We start from the raw sequence: 22474 nt of genomic DNA on the forward strand, positions 1-22474 counted from the left end.
CGCAGGGGAAGTCACCGAACGGCCCAAAATAAAAAAGCCGCCTCTTGGGCGGTGATAATAAAAAGATAGCGCGATATGCAGGTCGTGTCAACCAGCTGCAGGGCGATGTCAGAATGTCCGTTCCAGACGCTGAATTCCGGTGAGGCACTCCAGGACAGTCATGTATACCCGTAGGTCCCACACGACAGTGCAGGTGGCCGGACGCTACGCTGCGGGCATGTTCGGACGCCGCGTGCCGCCCCACATCGTCTTTGCCCTGAGTCTGCTGCTCGCAGTCCTCTGTGCCGGGTGGGCTGTTCTGGCCTGGCGCGCGGACAGTCTGGTGTGGGCCGGCGTGGCGACCCTGCTGGCTGTCTGGCTGGCTGTCGACGCTGTGCGCTCCTATGGCTGGGCGCAGGAAAAAAAACGGCAGGATGCCGAAAAGCGCCGTCAGAACCATCCTGACCTGAAGTAAGGACCACCGCTCTCAGATTCGCCGCACCCAGAAGCGCATGGGTTTTGGAGTTTCATGATCCTCGTCCAGATCCTGCCAGCTCAGGGTGGTCGTCAGGTCCGGACGTTCCGTATAGCCCCGCGCCGCCCAGAAAGCATTCAGGGGCCGGTAGGACGCCGGACGCCGGGGATGGTCACTGGGACGCTGCACTGCACAGAAGGCAGTGACCTTCAGCCCCAGCCTGCGGGCGTGGGCCTCGCGGTGGTCGAAAAAGGCGTGGCCCAGACCGCGTCCCCGGTACTCGGGCAGCAGCACACTTTCACCCAGGTACAGGATGTCTTCGGAAATAAACTCTGAGGCCTGAAACGGAGCCTGGATTTCGGGGGTTTCCTGCACCAGGGGCAGGGCCGTGCTGGCGCCCACAACCTCTGCGCCGTCGCGGGCCACAACCACCAGGCTGTCCGGAGCGTCCAGGTAAGTCTGGAGGTAACGTTCCTCGTACTCGGCGCTGCCGGCATACAGATATGGGAAGTCCCGGAAGACCTTCAGGCGAAGCCGCGCCAGATCCGCAATGTACGGCTGCAGTCCTGGACCGTCGAGAGGGGTCAGGGTCAGGCTCAACCGCTGACCTGCCGGGTCCAGTCCGCCAGGTTGTAATAGTTGGTTACCCGCGCAATTTTGCCGTCTCTGATATCAAAAAAGGCTCCAACCGGCAGCACGTAGCGCTGGCCGCGCGCCTCAGGCAGGCCGTCGTCGGTGCGAAGGTATTCGCCGTGAATTATGAACTCGGCCGCTGCCCGCGTGCCATCGGCGCTGGTCATCACGACCACATCTTTGGCCTTCTCCCGGTAGTGGGCGTCCATGCGGGCCAGAAATGCCCGGAAGGCTTCCACGCCGGTCTGGCTTTCGCCCTCGTTGATGTCGTGACGCACATCGTCAGTAAGCAGGTCCAGCATGCCCTGGGCATCCGAGGCGTTGAAAGCGGCGTAGTAGCGTTCGATCAGCAGGGCGGTGTCACTCATGCGCCGCAGCATACCGAGCAGCCAGGGCTTGCGGAGCAGGTAGGCAAATACGCCTACAGACGCACGTAGACTTCACACGCGCTTCATGAGGCTGGGGCTCAATGAAGCAGTGGACCTCCCGCCCAGGGCGGGGAGCTTGTTGTGCAGCGGAACCTGCCCTTTATGCCGTGAAGTTCTGCTAGTTTAGAAACACTTTAACTAACCCCATGCGTTGCCGGTTTGGAACGCTGTCCTACGAGGAGCTACTGCGTGAAATCAATGCGCTACATCATTACCCGCCCGGACCTGCAGGAAGGCAGCATGCGGCTTCTGAAATACCTCGAGGGCACGTTTCCGCAAAGTGGCCCTGCCCACTTCGTGGACGACCGTGGTCAGGAACATGCGGTGCAGGTGGACCTTGAGAGGAAGCGCGTTTGGGGTCTGAGTGGTTTTTTTCATGCCCAGCACCTTGGGGTCAACGATGTGCTGCATCTGACCAACCTTGCTCCCGCGCGTTATCAGGTTGAAGCGGTGGTCAAGCCTCACGCGGCGCCGTTGCCTCCGCGCCCGCCTGTATCCGCTGCGCCGGAAACGCGGCGGGTTGTGGTGTCGACCTCTCCCCATGTGCGTGAGGTCCGCGTTCAGGAAATCCGCGCAGTGAATACGGCTCCGGTGCAGCCCCGCCAGGAAGCGCAGGTGCAAGAAGCGCCGCCTCGTCAGGACATCCAGTCCCGTCAGGAGGTCCCTGCCCGTGGAGAGGCACCGGCCCGCCAGGAGGCGCAGCCACGGCCTACGCCAGAGCCGGTCGGTGGGACCCGAATAGGCACCGGCCCGACTGAACGGGACCCGGGTGAAGCCCGCGTGCAGATCACCGAGCGAATCCAGGCGGCGCCGACACGTGAAATCCGGAGTGTCGAGGCGGCTTCCCTGAACCGCTCAGGAAGTGCTGCTTCTGCCGCTGCTGCCCCGGCTGTGGCCCGCCCTCTGGATGTGCGGTTTCCGGAAGCCACTGCCCGGGTCGTCCCGGCTTTTGTGCCGGTGCCGGATGAGATCGGAGCGCAGCTGGCCGAACTCGCGCGGCTGACCGGATACCGCCTTCACGACGCCGGCGCAGGCGTCTCCCGCCTGAGCGCGGAACTGGGCGCCCACGGGTACAGCGTGCTGATTGCCCAGAGCGAGGCGGCGCTTGAAAGTGATGCCTGGCAGGAAGAGGCCGATTACCGTGTGCTGCTGACCGATGAGGCCCAGCGTCCTGCCAACCAGGGCCGCCTGACCCGTGAAGCGCTGGTTGCTCTGATCGAGCATGCCCGTCTGGCGCCGCTGTCGCCTGTGGATCTGCGCGGTTACTGGAAGGCCGGCAGTGTGGACCTGGAATCTGCGGCCAGTGTGGCTGAGTTTGTCAGCGCTCACCTGGCCCAGCGGGGAGCCTTCAGCTTTGTGCTCCTGACCCTGGCGCAGCAGCCCGCGCACAGCGTGGTCAGCGTGCAGCGCCTGGCTGAGCGCCTGGGCAGCGGCGTGAACTATGCCGAGCTGGGCAGCATCCTGGATACCCTGACGAAGCCGCCCTTCCTGGCTCTGACTCCGCTGCCCGCCGGACAGTATCTGTTGCGGGTCGGCGTCCCTGAACTGCTGGGTGACCTCTCTGAATACGCCGAGGGAGTGCGCCGCCGGGTCCGTGTTCCGGCACGTCCCCGCGAGCGCGAGGTTGTGCGCGCCTGAGCCCAGGGTCAGGGTGTAGCAAACGCCTGCCAGCACAGTCTGTCCGTCACCGCGCCCCTACACTGGCGCGGTGAGTGTTTTTGGCGGACCCGGACACAACGAGGCACCTGACAGGGCTGGTCTGCGGACCTCGCTGCTGGCTTGGTTCGACGCTGCGGGCCGTGACCTGCCCTGGCGGGCTGGTGTAGAGGGCCGGCGTGACCCGTACCGGGTGTGGATTTCAGAAGTGCTGCTGCAACAGACCCAGGTCGCCCGGGGTCTGACGTATTACGACCGGTTTCTTCAGGCGTTTCCGACTGTCCAGGCCCTGGCCCTGGCATCTGAGGCCGACGTGCTCAAGGCCTGGGAAGGCTGCGGCTATTACGCACGTGCCCGTAACCTGCACCGGGCTGCCCGGCAGGTGGCCAGCGACGGCCGCTTTCCCGACACTTATGCAGGCTGGCGGGCTTTGCCTGGCGTCGGCCCCTACACGGCGGCGGCGGTCACCAGTCTGGCTTTTGGCGAGGCACGTGCAGTGAACGACGGCAATGTGCGCCGGGTCCTGGCCCGGCTGTATGCCCAGGCTGCGCCCAGCGAGACCTGGGTCCAGGCTCAGGCCGACGCTCTGCTTGATTCCCAGCGGCCAGGTGCCTGGAACGAGGCCCTGATGGACCTGGGAGCGACCATCTGCACCCCCCGGTCCCCACGGTGCAGTGACTGTCCTGTTTCAAAGTACTGCTGTGCTTTTGCCGAAGGGCGCCCGGCTGCCTACCCTGCCCCCAAGGCGCGTGCAGCAGTGCAGGCAAAAGAGGCCGTGGCGGTCCTGATCGGTGGCCACACCCACGCGGTGCTCGAGCGCCGGACGGGTTCCCTTCTGGGCGGTCTGATGGGTCTGCCTATGGAAGTGGTGAGTGACGGAGAGACGGCTGAGCAGGCCCTCCAGAGACTCTGTGAGCGCCTGCAGGCTGACCACACGACGCTGCTGGGCCAGGTGACTCACACGATGACCCATCGCCGGATCACGCTGCGGGTATACGCGGCCCGGGCACCTTTACCGCTGCGGTCGGTGGCCGACTCGGCCCTGTCGCGGCTGGACCACAAGGCGCTGGAACTCGACGTCCGGCGGCAGGCAGCGCTGCTGACATCGGGGTAGGGTTTTTCTGCCCTGCATCTAACGGAGGAGGCGGCGCCTGAGCACTGCGCGCTACACTGGTCGCCGGTATGTCAGGAACGCCCGTAAAAGCTGCTGTCCGCACCCTGCAAAAGACCCGGAGTGCGGCGCGTGGTGCTCTGATGTGGGGCTACGAGCAGCGCCTGACCCGCGCAGTGAAAGGCCATGGCAAACTGCCGCGTCACCTGGGCCTGATTCTGGACGGCAACCGTCGTTTCGCGCGCGCCGCAGGATTGCAACGCGAGATGGGCCATTCGTTTGGTGCAGAAAAGGCACATGAAGTGTTGCAATGGTGTCTGGAACTCGGGATTCCTGCTGCGACGATCTGGGTGCTGTCGACGGACAACACCAGTCGTGATCCCCAGGAACTGGCGCACATTCTGGCTTTGTTGGAGAAGGAAGCACGGAATCTGGCCACCGATCCCCGAATTCACGCCAATCGGGTGCGGGTACGCGCCATCGGGCAGCATGCCAACTTTCCGTCTCATGTTTTAACAGCGTTGCGCGAGCTCGAAGAGCGAACCGCGCACTACGACGGAATGCGGCTGAACATCGCCGTGGGCTATGGGGGACGCGAGGAAATCGTGGACGCCGTCAAGACGCATCTGCAAATGCAGGCTGCCGCCGGGCGCGACCTGAGTGAAGTGGCCGCCTGCCTGCGCCCGGACGATATCAGTGCTCACCTGTATGCCGCAGATATTCCGGACCCGGATTTTATTATCCGGACCAGCGGGGAGATCCGCCTGTCGGGTTTTATGCTCTGGCAGAGCGTGTACTCCGAGTACTACTTCTGTGATGTGTACTGGCCTGGGTTCCGTCGTGTGGACTTTCTGCGTGCCTTGAGGGATTTCCAGGGACGCGACCGCCGGTTTGGCAAATAAAGAATCTCGAGAGAGCTGACTGCAGATCCTGCGCTACGCAGAGGGCAGCCTGTACACCCGATGGGGGCAAAGGCTGCGCGCAAACAGCCCGGAGGGCAACGCGGATTGCTGGGGCTGTGAAAAAAATGCTGTCCTGATCGCAATTGGACAGAAAGACGAGCTGAGCTGAACCTGCTGCCCATCCACGATCTACAAATCAGGAAAAAAATCTTAATACTGCATGTAAGCAGCATGTAAGAATCTTACAGCTACCTTCATGAAGCAAGGAGAAGGTGTAGAAGCCTGAATGTGCTTCACATGTTCTCTCATTTTGTTGCCTCTTCAAGGAGTTTCATGAAGCGTTACGTCCCCTCGGTCCTTCTCGCTCTGTTGCTTGGTACCACGCTTGCCCAGGTCAACAGTCCTCTGAGCCTCACGCTGACGCTGAATGTTGTCAAGACTGTGACCGAGAACGGGAAACCTGTTGAGAAGATGTCTCCTGCACAGGGAAACGCGCCCGGCGACGTGCTCAGTCAGGTGGTGACTGCCAAAAATATCAGCAGCATGGCGCTGAAAAACGTTCGGATTCCCGTAAATGTTCCCAGAGCGACCACGTATCTGGCTCCGGAGCAGGGGCTGGACAGCGCCCGCACCGAATACAGCATTGATGGAGGCAAAACCTTTGCCCCCGCCCCGCTCAAGCGGAAGGTCACCCTGACAGAGAACGGCAAGTCCGTGACCCGCGAGGTGGAAATCAAGCCCAGCGAGTATCAGGCGGTTCGCTACATCATTCCCGAACTCAAGGCCGGACAGACTCTGAAGCTCGGCTACCGCGTGCAGGTCAAGTAACACCTCTTCCACGGTGCTCAGGCCTCAGCTGGCCATGGCAACAGTACGGCTTTCTTGTAAGGAGAACGAATGAACGTCAACCCCAAAGTCCTCGCCCTGATGGCCGCCCTGGCCGCCGGAAGTGCCAGCGCCGAGTACACCCAGGCCGGTACCTCCATCGAGAACATCGCGACTGCGACCTTCGACAACCCGACCTACGACCCCAGCAAGCCAGCAGATCCCAACACCAACCCTGCCACAAACACCCAGAACTCGAACAAGGTCACCACCACGGTGCTGGCTCTGCCTGACTTCGACGTAATCTTTAAAGGTGGGACTCCGGCTGACGGCGGCACTCAGAACAGCCTGAGTGATACCACGATGGTCAAGAGGGGTAGCCTGGCTTCCTCCGGTGCAACCACATTTGAAACTGCCTATACCATCACCAACGACGGCAACATCGAGCTGAAGGTCGATATTGCGGCCAACACCCAGAACTCCACCGGGCCCCAGGCGGTTTCGTACTACAGAGACGTCAACAGCGACGGCGTGCTGGACGGCAGCGATACGCTTCTGACCGATACCAACGCTGATGGCAAGGTGGACGTCATGGTGGCGTGGGACAATCCCGGTACGTCCGCCGACGAGGGCCTGACCCAGATTCTTCAGGTCGTGTCGATCAATGCCGGCTCTGACCCCGCGCTGGTTTACGGTGCTTCTCCGGTAGGCACGGTCGTAGGTACAGGCGCAGGCCTGGGCCAGAACGGGTACACCGTCGGCAGCGTGAACACCGAGCAGGCCAAGGCCAGCGGCACTGACCTGCAGTTTACGAAGGTGCAGCTGTACTCCGTGGCCGTCAACCCGCCGCCCACTTCCAAACCCCTGAACCCGGACGGCACGCCTTATACCCCGCCTGCACCGGCAGATGTGGACGTGCCTACCCTGGCCAGCGGACCCACCGACACCACCATCAACACGCCGCCTGTACAGACGGTCAAGGGCTACACCGATGCTGGTTCCACGCCCATTGTTCCCAATACGGGCAGCAATCTTCAGATCGCCTACCCCAAGGCGGACAACGCTGACAACAATCCCGACGTAGTGACCTTCAACAACGTCATCAGCAACACCGGTTCGGCCCCGGACAAGGTGCAGCTGTTCCCTGAGGACGCCGTGAAAGCTGATGGCACCCTCAATGCCAACTGGACCTTCGACGCAGCAACGGCCACGTTTACCTACACCAATGGGGGCAGCGTGACCAAGGTGCAGTTCCTTGATCCGTCCGGAAACGTGATCGCTACCCCCGGTGGCGCCCTGTACCCAGCATTCGATCTGGCCGCTGGCAGCTCGGTCTACTATCGAACCAAGGTGACCTACCCCGATCCTGATGACTCGGCCGCCGTGAGCCCGGTAACCCTGGTGATCGGTGCCGACTCGCTGAGTGACAGCGACACCACGGCGAACGCCACCACGACCAACATCATCTACCCGGCTGCGGCTCAGTTTGGTGACGGCACCTCTACTTTGGGCGCTGTCAACACGCCCGATCCGGTCGAGACTGTGACGCCCTATGGCAACTACAGCGCGCCAAAGACCAGCCCGGACAGCACCGACGGCACCGCAGTCTTCCTGATGGATCTGGTCAACAACGGCCAGTACAACGACAGCTTCCTGCTTGGCTCCACTGTACCTGGACTCACCGGCGCCACCGTGAAGTATTACGACGCGAACACCGGCACCGAGCTGTCCAGGAACTCAGCAGGCCAGTACGTGACCCAGGTTGTGGGCAAGGGTACCGAGTACAAGGTTCTGGCAGTCATCGACGTGCCCGTCGGTACGGCGAACGGTGACTACACCGTGTCTCAGACGGCTGCTGGCAACTACAGCACCATCAGGATGACCGACACCAACAACATCATTCGGGTGGCGCGTCCCGGCGCTCTGAACGTGGCCAAGTTCATTGCCAGGAACGGTGCTGCGGCCGAGACGGTCAATGGCATTGACGGCGGCGCAGGCTACACCAGCACCTCCGCTGGCGCCACCACCGCCAGGCCGGGCGAGCAGATCGCCTACAAGATTATTGCCAAGAACACCTACCCAATGGCGGTCAAGAACATTGTCCTGAGCGACATCGTTCCGACAAATACGACATTCGTCAGTGCCACGGCCGCTGGCGTTGCCACAGCGAAGGTGCTGTACAGGACCAGTGCGAACGGCGCGTGGAGTGCTGCAGCTCCCGCCACCCTCAGCGACGTTTATGCAGTTGCGGTTGACCTCAACGGAGACGGCGTCATCACGGTGGCTGACGAACTGGCCTCCAACGCTCAGGTCACGCTGAACCTGACCGTAGTCATCAAGTAAATTTTCCCCAGCGTACCCTGCCTCCGTGCGGGGTGCGCTCCTTTCACAACACCAGACAACCTTTTTGATCCCCGGCATATTTACGTGCCTTTTTTTGCCATTGGTCTGTGCCGTGCGCTCTTTCAAAGGAGTTCCTCCGTGAAACGCTCCCCCTTCCTGTCTGCTCTGCTTCTGGGCGTGCTGGGTCTGATGGCCCCCGCCAGTGCGCTAACGCCAGCAGGCACCGTCATCACCAATCAGGTGCGCGCCGAGTACCTGCCACCTGTCGCAGGCGACTCTGGTGTAGCGCTTTCCAACGAGGTACGCACGGTGGTCCAACCGGTATGCGCCGCCAGCATCACCCCGGACGGCACAGCGTCCCAACCGGCCTACAGTGTTACGCGGCTGCCGGGCGAAACGGCCGCCTTCGCCTACACGCTGGTCAACGCCGGCAATGCCACTTTCCAGTTCCCACTGGCTGGGCGCGTTGAGGGAGGCAGCGTCAGTCCGGCACTGCGCGTGGTCCAGGATCTCAATGGCGACGGGCAGTTGGACGCGGGTGAGCCTGACGTCACGGCAATAAGCCTGTCAGCCGATGAGAGCATCAGACTGCTGCTGGTCGCCGGGGCCCTGACCGAGGGCTCGGCCCTGGTCAATCTGGTCGGTAGCTGCACGGGCGGCGTGGCGGACGAGAACAATGTCAGTCGCGTGATTGTGAATCCACCGCCAGCGTTGACACTGAGTAAGACCTTCACTCCGGCACTTGTGCGCCCTGGCACCGAGACCACTGTGACCCTCACTGCCACCAACAGCGGGGCAGGGGAGAGCCGTGAAGTCGTGGTGAGTGACCTGCTGGCCGATCAGGCGGCGCAGGGCCTGACCTACGTCGCCGGCAGCGCTTTAGCCAGTGGCGGCACGGTGGAATACACGCAGGACGCCACAAGCTGGGCCGCGCAGGAAACGGCGCCCGTGCGTGGTTTGCGCGTGCGCATGCCCAGCCTGAAACCCTCTGAGACCCTCAGGCTGAGCTTCCGCATGCTGGCGGCAGAAGCCGCAGATGGCCGGAAGATTCCGAATACTGCCACTGTCACCACTGGGGGGCAGGTACTCAGTGCCTCAGTTACTGCGGACGTGCGCTACCTGCCAGCTGTGGCAATCGGACCGCAGGGTGACGCAGAGGCCGTGGAAGGAAGCGACGCGGACCGTCAGAGCCGCAACCTGGGGGTTGTGGGCCAGCCTGTGTGCTTTGCCCACACTGCCAGGAACACCGGCGACGTGTCAGACAGCTACCGGGTTGGTGTCGGCTTTTCTCAGGGGGCTGCCAGCACGGTCCTGCTGGGTGAGGATGGCCAGCCGCTGGCGCAGCCCTTCGTGATGCAGCCGGGCCAGACCCGTGTTGTGCGCGCCTGCTACGAGCCTCAGCAGGCTGGTTCCCTGGTCGCTGTGCTGACCATTCGCGGCGAGCGCGGGACCAGGAACGCCACCACCGACGCTGTGCTGAACGTAGAGGCTGGCCTGCCGGAACTGCGCAAGAGCTTCCTGGCCACCACGGTGAATGACTCGGGTCAGACCGTGCCTGTGCCACAGGACCGCCCGGTACAGGTGGGCGATACCCTGACCTACACCCTGGCAGTACGCAATCCCTATGCCCGCGCCCTGACCGATGTGATGGTGGCTGATCCGCTGCCGGCCCATCTGAATTTTGTCTCGGGCAGTACTGGCGTCCAGGTGAGCGGTGGGCCCGGAAACCAGAGTGTCAGCTGGGCACTGGGGACCCTAGCGGCGGGCGAGACCCGTACCCTGACCCTGATCACCAGGGTCAGCGACCGCGCTGTAGACGGTGAGGCCCTGAAAAATATCTTTACGCTGGTCAGCAGCGAGTTCACCACCCCGCTTCCCAGCAACGAGACCAGCACCCCGGTCTGGAAGGCGAAACTGGTCGTCACCAAGAATGTCAGTGCCCGCGAGGCGGCCTACGGCGACCGTCTGCTCTATACCCTGACCGTCACGAATCAATCCGAAACCACGGCCATCGTAGACGCTGTGGTTGTTGATACTGCTCCAAGGGGTCTGGAATATGTGCCGGGCAGCAGTACCCTGAATGACGAAGCTCTGGCCGACCCTGACATCGTGAGCGGAGACAAGACCTTTACAGCCACCTGGACCGTCCCCCGGATCGCGCCGGGCGGTACCGTCACGCTGACCTACGTATCGCGCGTAACTCCGGAAGCCTCCGGCACGATGATCAACACGGTGCGCGTCTCGGGGGCTGGAGCGGGCGGCGTGGCTAAGGCTATTGCCAGCAACCGTGCTCAGGCAACGACTCGCCTCAATCTGCTGCGCTTTGCGCCCCAGGCTGACATCGTGGGCATTGTCTACGTCGACCGCAACCGCAACGGTCTGTACGACCAGGCCATCGACACGCCTGTGAGCCGGGCCCGCGTGCTGCTGGCCGGTGGACGTGAAGCCCTGACCGACGACCGGGGACGCTACAGCTTTGGCAACGTGCCCATTGGCACCCACGCCCTGCGCCTGGATCCCAATACCACCCCGTATGTGGCGCTGATCACCCCCCAGGCCGGCGGCCTGAGCAGCACCAGGACCGCGCACGTGACCGGTCTGACCAGCGTGGACTTTCCGCTGGCCCCGCCTGGCGGCGACATCAGCGTGCTGCGCCGCACCACCCTGACGGTCGGCGACGTGCGTCTTGAGAAGACCGTGTTTGTGCGCCCCGGTGGCTACACCGTGCACCTGCGCATTCTCAGCCCCAGGGTCCTGAACGGCGTGACGCTGACCGATCCGCTCCCAGCGGGCGCCACCCTGAAAGAAGGCAGAAATACCTTCAGCGGTAGCTTCAGCGCGGGTGAAACCGTTCTTACCTACCAGTTCGACTGGACGGGGGAATCCCGTGCTGCCACCACCGACCCGAGCTTGAGCTGGAGGAACTGATTCATGCGCAACTTCACTTCTCTGGCCACCTCAGTGACGGCGCTCCTGGCTGCTGGAAGTGTGTCCGGCGCGCAGGAAGTCAGCACCAGCCTTCCCCTGACCAGTATCGGTGACGCCCTGATGTGGACGGCCGGCGATCAGAGCCTGCTGCTGGAGGTGCCGGTCGGGAACCGGGTGCGGCTGGAGCTGTACAGCCCCCGTCTCAACCCGGCCGACTCCCGAAGTGACCGTTACTACGGCGACGAGCAGTACGCTGCTGCGCCGGACCTGCGCACCACATTTACGCTGCTGCGTGCCGACGGCACCGAGGTGCTCGCGCGGACTTTCGCGCCCGGCGCCCATGAATGGGACATCCTGTTCGATCAGACCCTGCCCGCCGGCAAGTACGTCCTGCGCTCGGTGACGCATGGAGCGGGGAAAAACACGTTCGCCGTGCGTCTGGCAGGTGTCAGCGCGGCCATGAGCGCTGAGCGCCTGACCGTCAATATCCACTCGCGCGACTGGGTGCCCGCGCTGAGCGTGACCACCGATGGTCAGGGTTACGCCCTGCGCATGTACGACGGCGACGGTCCTACCGAACTCGAGGCCCGGCTGCGAGACGCCCAGGGGCACGTCTATCCTCTGACCGTCAGCCGTGACCTGAGTCACAGCGATCTGCCGATTCCGGCGGCCCCCGGCACCTATACGGTTGAGCTGCGTCAGGCGCCCGGCGCGCGCCAGTTCAGCAACGCGGTGGGTTTTGCGCTGTCACGTCAAGGAACGCCGAGACCCATCACGGTGGCGCGTGTGGATCAGACCGGCCAGCTGCGCGTCAGTGCCGAACTGTTGCTGCCCGGCCGCACCCTGCCTGCTGAGGCCGACCTGCTGCTGGGCGGCAGCCCGGTACACGTGAACGGCACCCAGACACAGCCCACTGCTGCGGGCACCTTTATGCTCACTCCTGCTGCGGTACCCGGCGCAAAGGTGACGGCTCCAGCCAGCGTCACCGTGCCGCGGGGCGGCGTCGGTGAGGCGCGCGTGCAGGTTCAGCCTCAGGTGGCCCTGTCACTTCAGGCCGACAAGGCCGCCGTATGTCTGGGCGACACCGTAACCCTGACCGCCCGGGCCACCACTGCTTACGCTGGAAGCCTTCCGCTGGACCTGAGCCTGGACGTGCCGGCGGGCGTACAGACCCAGGGTCAGACCCGTCTGGAGGCGCCGCTGAGTGCCGCTCAGCCCGGCGAACTGCTGGTGAGTGCCACGGCTACCCAGGCCGGACCGCTGACGTTCACTGCCCGGCTGGCTCCCTGGGCCCAGGCCCAGACCGTTCGGGTGAACGTTCTGCCTGTTCGCACCAGCCTGCAACTGGCCCGGATGCCACTGCCAGATACGGCGGTAGGTGAAGAGGTGAGAGTCGGGCTGACTGTGACCAACACGGCTGCCGAACCTGCCCCCTTTACCCTGCGTGATCAGGCAGGGGAAGGACTTCAGGCACTGGAACCCGCCCGCTTCGAAGGCACCCTGGCAGCCGGCGAGACCCGGACCCTGAGCTACCGGGCCCGCGTGGTGCACAGCGGCCAGACCGGCCTGACCGCTACCCTGAGCACGCCAGGCTGTGCTGTGCCACAACTGGTGTCCGGCGAAGTTCTGGGGGTCAATCCGGCGTCCGTTCCAGCGGCGCCAGCCGCCACGGAGTCCGGTGCTACAGGGGAAACTTCAGACAGCCCCGTTGTCGTGCGCAGCAGCGTCATAACCATGCCTTTCGATGCGCCGGGCGGATCCATTGACCTGGTGATTGCCCATACCCTGCCCACAGGGGCCGAACTCGTGGTCGGCAGCAGTCAGCTGGATGGCCAGACGCTCCCCGATCCCAGACGTGGTGCGGGCGGCACGCTGTACTGGATGGTCCCGACCACAGTGGACCGCCAGGGCGTCACGCGGGGTGTGGTGACCTACGAGGTGCGGCATGAGTCGCCGCTGGGCACCCTGGATGCACCGTCGCTGCTGTCACGTTTCCCCGGAGACCGCCACGAACCCATTGCCGGCAGGGTAGACCTCAAAGATCTCGCTGCTGCGCAGTCGCTGACCCAGCCCTCGCAGGTCACGGAGAACGAGGGAGCCATCAAGCTGCCTCTGCAAGGCAGCGTCGTTCGCGTGCGTGACCGCGTCAGCATTGTGGTTGAAGCGCCGCTGGGGGCTGCCGCACCTGCCCTGAGTGTCAATGGTCTGCTGGTCAGCCCTGACCGCGTTGGCCAGACGACAGAAGACCCGGGACGGGGTGTGGTGCGCCTGACCTATGTCGGTGTTCCGGTGCAGCCAGGGCCCAACCTGATCCAGTTCGGAGACGCCCGTGTGACCGTGCAGCGCGCCGGCCCGACTGCCCGCGTGGAGGTCACGCCGGTCAGCCTGATGGCGGACGGCAGTACCCCGCTGCGTCTGAGAATCCGTACGCTGGACGCCTTTGGTAACCTCAGCAACCCGGGCACCGTGACGGTGCGCACCAACCTGGAAACGCGCGCAGCAGACGCCAGCAATGAGGTTGGCTATCAGGTGCGTCTGAGCGACGGCGAAGGGCTTGTGGAACTGCAGCCGCAGTCGTCTCCAACCACCCTGAACCTTGATGTGGTGCTGGGTGAGAATGTCAAACGCTACAGCTACGAAGTCAAGCCTGACGCCCACCGCGTAGGCGTAGGCCTGATCAGCGCCACCGCAGGCCTGGACGGCAGTTTCAGCGTGCAGGATGACGTGAGCTGGCAGGCCCGCGCCACCTATGAGGGTCCGCTGGCTGGCGGCAAGCTGTACATTGCTGCCGACAAGGACGGCCTGCCCACCGACCGCAATACCCTGCGGCGCTACGCGAGCTACGGTGACAACAGCATCGAGAACGTGCCGCTCCAGGGGATTGATCCAGTCGCACTGACTTACGATCACCCGAACTTCCGCGTGCAGTACCGTCAATCGGCGTTGCCCATCAGTGTGCTGCCGGTGGGAGAACAGCTCACCGCACTGACCGCCTACAGCAAGACCAATCCCCTGGTGTCGGCGTTCGTGGCGGCGCTGCCCAGCGACCGCATCAGCGGCGAGCGCCTGACGCTACAGGGAAACCGCCTGCTGCGTCTGGCTCGCGGCAATATCGCCGAGGGCAGCGAAACCCTGGAACTGCTCACGCTGGAGCGCACCACAGGCAAAGAACTGAGCCGCGTTACCCTGGTTCGCAACGCCGATTACCAGCTGGACCCCACCACCGGTATCGTCACGCTGGCCCGCGCGCTTGATCCCCTTGACGCCCAACTTAACGATGTTGCCGTGCTGGCCTCTTACCGGCTGGCCAACGCTGCAGATCAGCGCAAGCTGGCTTACGGGGCACAGGCGAAATACACCGGTCAGGATTTCACTGTAGGCGTGGCTGCTGTGCGTCTCGATGACCAGCTGACCTTTGGCGCGCGGGCCACCTACGACAACGGCACCACCAGGGCCGATGGCCTGCTGGCCGTGTCGGGCGGCGTGCAGCTCAGCGCTGACGTCAGCACCCGCTTCGGCCAGAACACCCTGAATGCCAAAGTGCGCTACCAGGATGAGAGCTACGCCGGGCTGGCTCCTCTTACTCCCGGCCTGAGTGGCAGTGCCAGCTTCGTGGCGCCTCTTACGACCAGTCTGCGTGCGGCTGTGGACGCCGAATATCACGCGCCCGCTGGCGCAGAAAGCGGCGGCAGCTTGACGGCCCGGGCCGATTACCGTCTGGCACCCTTCAGCGTGGGCGCCGGGCTACGTTACGCCTTTGGCGACAGCCAGGGCCTGGGCGCGGTGCTGGGCGCGGGCTACCACCAGGGCCCGGTCGATGTGGACGTAAGCCACACCCAGCCCCTGAGCGGCAACCTGAAACCCGAGACCAGCGTGACCACGCGCTACCGCCTGAGCAACAGCCTGTCTCTGGGGTTTACCGACAAGATCACCTGGGGCCTGGGTCACGCCGCTGCTGTAACGCTCGACAGCGCCGTCGGCAACGTGAACTACGCGGCCGCATACGAGCTGCCCGGTGCCAGCGGCCAGGGCAACCGTGCCCGCTTCGGTGTCAGCACCAGCCTGCCCCTGACCGAAAATCTGACGGCCGGCCTTCGCGCCAGCGCCACATACACGGTCAGCAGCGGCCAGTTCGACGCCGGCGCAGGGGTGGACCTTCATCACAAGGGCGACGGCTACGTCACCACCACTGGTACCGACGTGACCTATGGCGCTCAGGGATTCGGTGTCGTGATGCGCGCCGGCATCGCTGGCAACCTCAGCGAAAACCTCAACCTGACAGCCGACGGTCTGGTGGAGTTCGGTGCCGGCAAGAACGGACAGCGGGCCGCGGTGGGTTACGCCTATCGCAGCCGAAACTTCAACAGCCTGGGGACGGTGCGTTTCGTCAACGGCACCCTGGCAGGCGGCCAGCCCGAACTGAGCAGCAACGTGAGTGCCGAGTACCGCCAGAGCAACTACGCCGTGCGCGGTGCGCTCGATACCCGCATGCTGCTGCTTGACCGGGCCAGCTTGACCGCCCAGGCGTCGTTCAGCGGGACGTACTACCTGACGGACCGGCTGGGCCTGGGCGCCTGGGGCCGCATGATCACCCAGCCGGCTACGCAGACCACCGAGTACGGCTACGGCCTGGAGGCGTCATTCCGCGCGCTGCCCGGTACCTGGGTAACGGCCGGCTACAATCCCGTGGGCTTTAGCGGCATCGGCACGAGCGCGACCTACACGAAAAAGGGCGCTTACGTGCGCCTGGACCTGACATTGGACGAGACGCTGGGAGGAGACAGGTGACCGGCCTGCAAGTGCTGCCAACGGCCCGTGTGGTGGTCCTGGCAGCCAGAGGCCTGCGGGTGCCCCATCTACCCTCGATTGCTCCGGGGCAGAGCTTATGCGTGTTTTCAGGAGTGTCGCGTGGCCATCCGGGCAGGGCGCCCTGCCCGGATGGTCGGAATGGACCGTCATCGTCAGGAAGGGATATGAAGAAAAACCTCCATATGTGTCAGGGTATTTCCCGTTTTAAGCGGGCCAGAGGCAGGTCGTGAGCTTTTTCGGGGCGTTGCGGGCCATGTTTACCGCTCCACACCTGGCTCTTCAGGGTGCCGTGAGGACACTGTGCTTTCTGCTTTTCAGCGTCGTGATGTCGGTGGCCTCAGCTCAGCTCACCGTCACCTCGACAACGGGTTCTATTTTTCCCTACGACAGCAACAAGTGTGCGACCACTCAGGGGCCGCGGGCTATGTATATCGGCTATACCTTTACCGCGACAACCAACCAGACCAACCTGAAGGCAACCCTGACCACATCAGGAGCGGGCTTTGGTCTGGCAGGCAGGCAGGGTGCGGAACAGTATCTCGGTTCCCTGGCGGCTGGAGCGAGCAGAACGCTGTTCTGGTACGTCACCTACCCATGTGTGGACCAGGCCTCCGGGACCATGACAGTAACGATCCAGAACGATGCGACCAATGCATTGGTGCAGACGTACACCGGAACCTATGCGACCAGCAGCATGCTCAGCGCGAACGCTGGAGCAGATCCCAGGCTGATTGTGAATGTCGCTGGCGCCGTGGTGGGCCAGATCATTTCTCGTCAGGTGACCTTCAAAGTGGGCAATATCGGTTCAAACAACACTCTTCTGGTGGAGCCGGCAGGCAATCTGGACTTCGATGCCTCCTGTCTTCAGCTGATTGGCACCAAGGTAGAGAGTGTGAATCTCGTCACTGGCGTCACTCCCGGAACACAAAACATCCTGCACTTTTCAGGTGTGTCGAGTGGCGGCGGGCAGAACAACGAAGTGGTGATGACTTACGACTTTCTGTATACCGGCCTGTGTGCCTCTGAGATCAAAGCGCTGCCCTTCTCCTACTCGGGCAGCGGCACACAGATCAAGTACATGATGAGCGCCGGGACTGATCCGGCCACGTATTTCACCTTTCCCGCCTCAACGAATGCTCTGACCATTTCTAAGCAGGTAGAGGCCGGAACCGGAGGCGGAACGCCAGCATCTTCGACTGAACTGCTCAATGGTGGGACAGTCACCTACACGGTCACCATCAGAAACTCGTCGGCATACACTGCCAACCTCGGCAAGATCACGGATGTGCTTCCGGTTTCTCCCGGCGCTGTGACGTATGTAGGCATTGCTTCAGGCAGCGGAGTAACCGCGGCAAACTCCATGATTACTCCGGCGCCCAATACGTCAAGCGCTACCCAGCCGACCCTGGTGTTCCGGCCCTTGACCACGACCTCCTACCAGATCGCCCCGAATTCCAGCCTGATTCTTAAATACACCGTGACGATCCCGGTCACGCCAGGGATCTATGACAATTCAGCTACGGGTGGTGTGGCCGCTACCACGGTCTACACGACGACAACAGGAACCACGCCAGCCAAGGCAACCGTCAACAACGTCGCGCTGGCCAATCTGGGCCTGACCAAGACCTTTTCGCCCAGCACCATCATTGCCGGCAACACCACCACCTTGACGCTTACACTCAACAACCCCAACGCTGCCGACGCTACTGGTGTCAGCCTCACAGATAACGTGGCCGCCACCATGGGCTATCCCACGCCGATGCTGCTGCGCGTAACGGCAAATACCTGCGGGGGCACGACCTCGGCCAACGTGAACACCACCGGCGTCCTGACCCTGACTGGCGTGTCTCTGCCCGCCAGCCGGTCCTGCACTCTTACCGTGGCATTTACGCCCTGGGGTCCACCCCTGGGTACGGCCACCAACCAGATTCCGGCGGCCAACGTCAGCGCTACCGTGAAAGGAACCACGGTAACGGGCACAGCGGCCAGTGCGGCGCTGACAGTCACTGCTGGAAATGCAGGCAGCGGATATGTCTGTACGCCCGACTTTTTCCAGATTCGTCAGGATCCTGTGACGCTGCTGACCAACCTGTACAAGCTCGACTTGAATAATCTGGGGAGTGGTGGAACGCTGCAATGGTCAGAGGGCTTTGGCCCTGCCCTGAACGGAATGGCCTACAACCACAAAGACGGCTACTTCTATGCAGTCAACATCACACCATTCAACACGGGCTCGCCGTTCCGGCTCTACCGCCTGGGCCGGTCAGGTGCCGTGGAATATGCCAGCTTGACCAATATTCCTGCTGGCTCCAGCATCGCGGCGGCCACCGTGGACCGCAACGGAGTGATGTACATCAAGAAGCTTCAGCAGGACAGCGTGATCTACCGCTATGACCTTGTTGGAAACCGTACCCTGAGCACTCTGACCCTCAATGCCAGCGTGTACCTGTGGGACCTCGCTATCAATCCGTTGGACAATCAGATGTACGGTGCGGTGACACCGGGTGGGGTGTACGTCATTGATCCCTCGACCGGTGCAGTGGTGCTGCGCGGCACTCCCGCCGCTCTGGCAGCAGACAACTCCAACGCTGTAGGCACGCTGTTTTTCAATTATACCGGTACCCTGTATGCCTATCAGAACGGTGGCGCCTTTGGCACCATCAACACGACGACTGGAGCCTTTACCAGAACCGCTCTGGCCTCGGCTGCAGAACAGTCCGACGGCGCTTCGTGTGCCTTCCAGTCGCCGGACCTGACCCTGATCAAAACTGCCTCGGCTGCCTACATGACCCCGAGCACGCCAGCGAATGCGCCTGTGGCTGCGGTGGACAGATTCATTACTTACACCCTGACTGTCAGGAACATCGCTCAGGTTCCTACTTCGGGAGCAGTAAGTGTGGCAGATGCCCTGCCTCAAGGTTTGACGGCGACCAGCCTTGGCGGCACCGACTGGACCTGCACCCTGGCCACCCTGTCCTGCACGCGCAGTGACGCTCTTGTTGCAGGGGGCAGCTATCCGGACATCACGTTGGTCGTCCGCGCGCCATACACCACCGAGCTGGAGTCGAACGCTGGCCTGCGCACCATCACCAATTCGGCCACGGTCAGCGGGGGCGGCGAGGCCAACACGTCCAACAATACGGGCGCTGCGAACACCACCATGGTCTATGCCAAGCTGACGAAAACCGTGCGCAATGTGTCGGTAGCAGGCGCCGTGTTCGGCACCGCAAGCAATGGCAGACCGGGTCAGACCCTGCAGTACTGCATCGAGTTCGTGAATTACGGGGGCGGCACGCTCAGCAACTTCAAGGTCAACGACGCCTTTCCCCCGAACACCACGTTCGTGCCCGGCTCCCTGATCTACGCCTCACCTGCCACCAGCCTGAGCGGCACGTCGACTCCGCCGGCCAACCAGCCCCTGCCCACGGGCGTGACGTATGCGGCCTCGGCCTCGGGTGTGGCGCTGAACCTGGGGGTCGCGGGTCTGGCTGCCGGTGGTTCAGGAATGGTCTGCTTCAGCAGCTCCGTGAACTGAGAAAACCCATGAGGTTCAGGAGAGGCCACTGGCCTCTCCTGTTTTGCTTTTCAGCAGCGACGGTGGCGTGGCGCAACTTGGTGACTGGGCGCGTGTTATATCCAGCTTACTGGGCCTACACTGACCGTCGTGATGCCCGCCCGCTCTCCTTACGCGCACCTGGAGGGCTTTTTGCGTGACACGCTGGGCGGCGGTGCCACGCGCCTGTATGAGGAAGAGGCCCAGGCCGCGCAGACGCTGCCGGTCGAATCTCTGGACTGGTCACCAGCAGTCCAGCGCGGGTTCGGGTTTCCCAGCGTGTACTCGCATCAGGCGCAGACCTACCGGCTGATGCGTGAGGGCCAGAACGTGATTGTCACGACGCCCACGGCCAGCGGCAAGACCGGGGCTTTTTTCCCGGCGGTGTTTGACCGGCTGGAGCGTGATCCGCAGGCCACTGCGCTGTTCGTGTATCCGCTGGTGGCGCTGGGACAGGACCAGCGTGACAAGCTGAAAACCTTCCGCGACCGTGGAGGCTTTGACTGGGAAATCGGTGCTTTTCAGGGGGCGGCCCAGGCCGGTGAGGTTTTCAAAGGCGGCGTGCGGATGGTCACCGCCACGCCCGACAAGCTGCACTGGGCCCTGACCCAGCCGCGGATGCGCACCTTCCTGTCGAAGCTGTCGTTTCTCGTGCTGGACGAGGCACACACCTACCGGGGTGGTTTCGGCTCGGAAGTGGCGGGCATGCTGCGGCGCCTGCTGAGGTTGGCCCGGGCACTGGGAGCCAACCCTCAGGTCGTACTGAGCACGGCCACCATCGGCAATCCGGCGGAGTTCGCGCGGGAACTGACCGGTGTAGACGCGGTGGAAGTGAGCGAGTCCGGCGCTGCCCGGCACGGCAAGCGCTACGTGCTGGCGGATCACCGCGGTCAGCCGCGCCGTTTCTGGAATGCCGTGATGGACGCCAGCAGCCGGTACAACCTGAAGGTGCTGGCTTTTTTCCGGGGCCGCTCCCGCGCCGCGCGGCTGTACGGCACCTACCGCGCCCAGCCGCAGTACGCCAGCCGCGCGCACCTGTACATGGCCGGCACCAGTGACCGCGAGGGCCGCCTGAGCGAGTTCCGCCGCACCCAGAGCGGTGTCATGTTCGCCACCAACGCCCTGGAAGCCGGCGTGGATATCGGGGACCTGGAAGTGGTGATCATCGACGGTTACCCAGGCAGCCGCATGGCCTTCCGGCAGATGGCGGGCCGCGCCGGGCGGGTGGCGCCGGGGCTGGTGCTGTACCTCCCGGCCCTGAACGAGCAGGGGGTGCCGCAGCCGGCCGATGCCTTTTACAGCAACTCGGGCAACTTCCTGGAACTGCTGACCGGACCTATTGAAAAGGCGGTGGTGGAGGCTCAGAATCCTTACCTCCTGCCGCGTCACCAGTCGCGTGAGACCGAGGAATTCCGCCTGGCCGGGCTGCCTGATCCGTACCCGGACACGCCCGGAACCCAGCAACGCTACTGGAATCTGCGCGGCGAGGGCAGCGCGAAATTTGCAGTGGTGGAGCATGCCGAGTGGGAGCGCCTGGGCGCGCGCAGCCTGGAAGCCCCCCTCGAATCTCCCAGTCAGCATTACGCGCTGACTGAAAAGCACGAGGGAGCCGTCTTCACGCTGGACGGGCAGGGATACAAGGTGGCGCGCTGGGAAGCCCACCCGGCCGGTACCGCCATCATCGTGGAGAAATATGACGCGGCCAGCCTGTTTACTCGTGGCCTGTACAGCATTGAGGTCACGCCGCTGCGCATGGGCGCCTGGGAGAAACGCGGACCACTGGCGTTCCGGCACGGCGAGGTCGTGATCCGCCGCCGGTACACCGGCTATCAGATGCGCCGGCAGGTCTTCGAGCGCGTGTGCGTGGGCTGCGACCGCGAGCCCGGCCCTACCGAGCGCACCTGTGTGAAATGCAGCGGCCGCATTCAGGACCGCATGCAGGACCATAAGCTCTCCGAGCACCTCTACGATCAGCCGGTCGAGCTGCCTCCCTTCCGCACGGGGGCCCTGGAGGTCGGGGTGGACGCCCGCGCCACCGAGCGCCCGGGGGCGGTGGCCCATACCATCAAGCATCTTCTGCAGAAAGTCACGCCCGAACGCATTGCCTGCGACGACAACGATCTGGCGGGCGCCTTCCGGGAAGGCCGTGACGACTATTTCTTTCTGTATGACGACTGGCTGGGCGGTCTGGGCGTCTCCCGGCGCGCCTACGAGCAATTCGACGATCTGCTGCGGCGTGCACTGGACCTGAGCATCAAGACCTGCTGCAAGAATGCCGAGGGCTGCTACGAGTGCATCGCCGTGAGCCGCTGTTATGCTCCGCATCTGGCCAGCGGGGAGCGGCGCCCCACCGACAAGCACGCCACTCGGCTGTTCCTGGAAACCCTGCTGGGTGTGCAGCCCAGGGCCGCCGAAGGTGCTGGGGACTCGGTCCTGCCTGACGAGGCGCCCGACCTGCCTGCGTCCTGGCCGCTTCAGGCGCGCGAACTGCTGGATCTGCATGGTCTGTCACTGCCGGAAGTCAGCGCCCGCCTGGGCATTCCCAGCCGCGAGCTGCAGCGTGCGGTGACCAGCACCCAGCCGCTGCGTCTGCTGCATGCGCGCTTCGGAGAAGGGGTGTTTATGCAGGGTTTTCATCAAGGCGAGCGCCGGGAGGTGCTGGTCTACTTTCCCGGCATCGGGCAAAAGCGCCTGCTGCTCCAGCACGCTGGCCTCAAGGTGGTTGAGCCCCGCGAGGCCCAGCCGGCAGGGTGAGAAGGCGGCGCGGTACCGGTTGACCGGTCCGGGCCTGCACCCCTATACTTCTGAAGCTCGCGCCGCAGGACTCCCGCG

At 63.6% G+C, this 22474-nt stretch carries 12 protein-coding genes; 10 read left to right on the forward strand and 2 right to left on the reverse strand.

Features of this window, described 5'->3' with window-relative positions:
- Nucleotides 1–217: 217 nt before the first annotated feature.
- Nucleotides 218–454, forward strand: a complete 237-nt coding sequence (locus DEIDE_RS01100) for a hypothetical protein (RefSeq protein WP_012692124.1) — start codon at nt 218–220, stop codon at nt 452–454.
- Between the two features lie 12 nt (nt 455–466).
- On the opposite strand, the gene DEIDE_RS01105 is transcribed toward DEIDE_RS01100, so the two are convergent.
- Entirely contained in the window at nt 467–1054 is a 588-nt protein-coding gene (locus tag DEIDE_RS01105; protein ID WP_012692125.1) for a GNAT family N-acetyltransferase, read from the reverse strand.
- The gene (locus tag DEIDE_RS01110) at nt 1051–1455 is read right to left on the reverse strand and encodes a ketosteroid isomerase-related protein (RefSeq protein ID WP_012692126.1); all 405 of its coding nucleotides are present in this window, start codon (nt 1453–1455) and stop codon (nt 1051–1053) included. The genes DEIDE_RS01105 and DEIDE_RS01110 overlap by 4 nt, the downstream gene beginning before the upstream one ends.
- A 258-nt stretch (nt 1456–1713) precedes the next feature.
- Here DEIDE_RS01110 and DEIDE_RS01115 point away from each other — a divergent pair, with 258 nt between their 5' ends.
- The 9 genes from DEIDE_RS01115 (at nt 1714) to DEIDE_RS01155 (ending at nt 22396) form a co-directional block, all read left to right on the forward strand.
- Entirely contained in the window at nt 1714–3153 is a 1440-nt protein-coding gene (locus DEIDE_RS01115; RefSeq protein WP_012692127.1) for a hypothetical protein, read from the forward strand.
- A 70-nt stretch (nt 3154–3223) separates the two neighbouring features.
- Nucleotides 3224–4285 carry an A/G-specific adenine glycosylase gene (gene mutY / locus DEIDE_RS01120; RefSeq protein WP_012692128.1) on the forward strand — a complete coding sequence of 354 codons (1062 nt, stop codon included), beginning with the start codon at nt 3224–3226 and terminating at the stop codon, nt 4283–4285.
- Between the two features lie 68 nt (nt 4286–4353).
- Complete coding sequence (locus DEIDE_RS01125) at nt 4354–5184, forward strand: isoprenyl transferase (protein WP_012692129.1); 831 nt, start codon at nt 4354–4356, stop codon at nt 5182–5184.
- Between the two features lie 333 nt (nt 5185–5517).
- Complete coding sequence (locus tag DEIDE_RS01130; RefSeq protein ID WP_012692130.1) at nt 5518–6012, forward strand: hypothetical protein; 495 nt, start codon at nt 5518–5520, stop codon at nt 6010–6012.
- Nucleotides 6013–6081: 69 nt separating this feature from the next.
- A complete protein-coding gene (locus DEIDE_RS01135) occupies nt 6082–8352 on the forward strand; it encodes a DUF11 domain-containing protein (RefSeq protein ID WP_012692131.1) in 2271 nt (756 codons plus the stop codon).
- A gap of 138 nt (nt 8353–8490) precedes the next feature.
- On the forward strand, nt 8491–11280 hold the full coding sequence (locus tag DEIDE_RS01140; RefSeq protein WP_012692132.1) for a DUF11 domain-containing protein: 2790 nt from the start codon (nt 8491–8493) through the stop codon (nt 11278–11280).
- A gap of 3 nt (nt 11281–11283) precedes the next feature.
- Complete coding sequence (locus DEIDE_RS01145; protein ID WP_012692133.1) at nt 11284–16068, forward strand: alpha-2-macroglobulin family protein; 4785 nt, start codon at nt 11284–11286, stop codon at nt 16066–16068.
- A gap of 247 nt (nt 16069–16315) precedes the next feature.
- Entirely contained in the window at nt 16316–19624 is a 3309-nt protein-coding gene (locus DEIDE_RS01150; protein WP_012692134.1) for a DUF6923 family protein, read from the forward strand.
- A 132-nt stretch (nt 19625–19756) separates the two neighbouring features.
- Nucleotides 19757–22396, forward strand: coding sequence for a DEAD/DEAH box helicase (locus tag DEIDE_RS01155; RefSeq protein WP_012692135.1), 2640 nt, complete (start codon nt 19757–19759; stop codon nt 22394–22396).
- Nucleotides 22397–22474 lie beyond the last annotated feature (78 nt).

The sequence above is a fragment of the Deinococcus deserti VCD115 genome, assembly GCF_000020685.1.
Classification (GTDB): Bacteria; Deinococcota; Deinococci; order Deinococcales; family Deinococcaceae; genus Deinococcus; species Deinococcus deserti.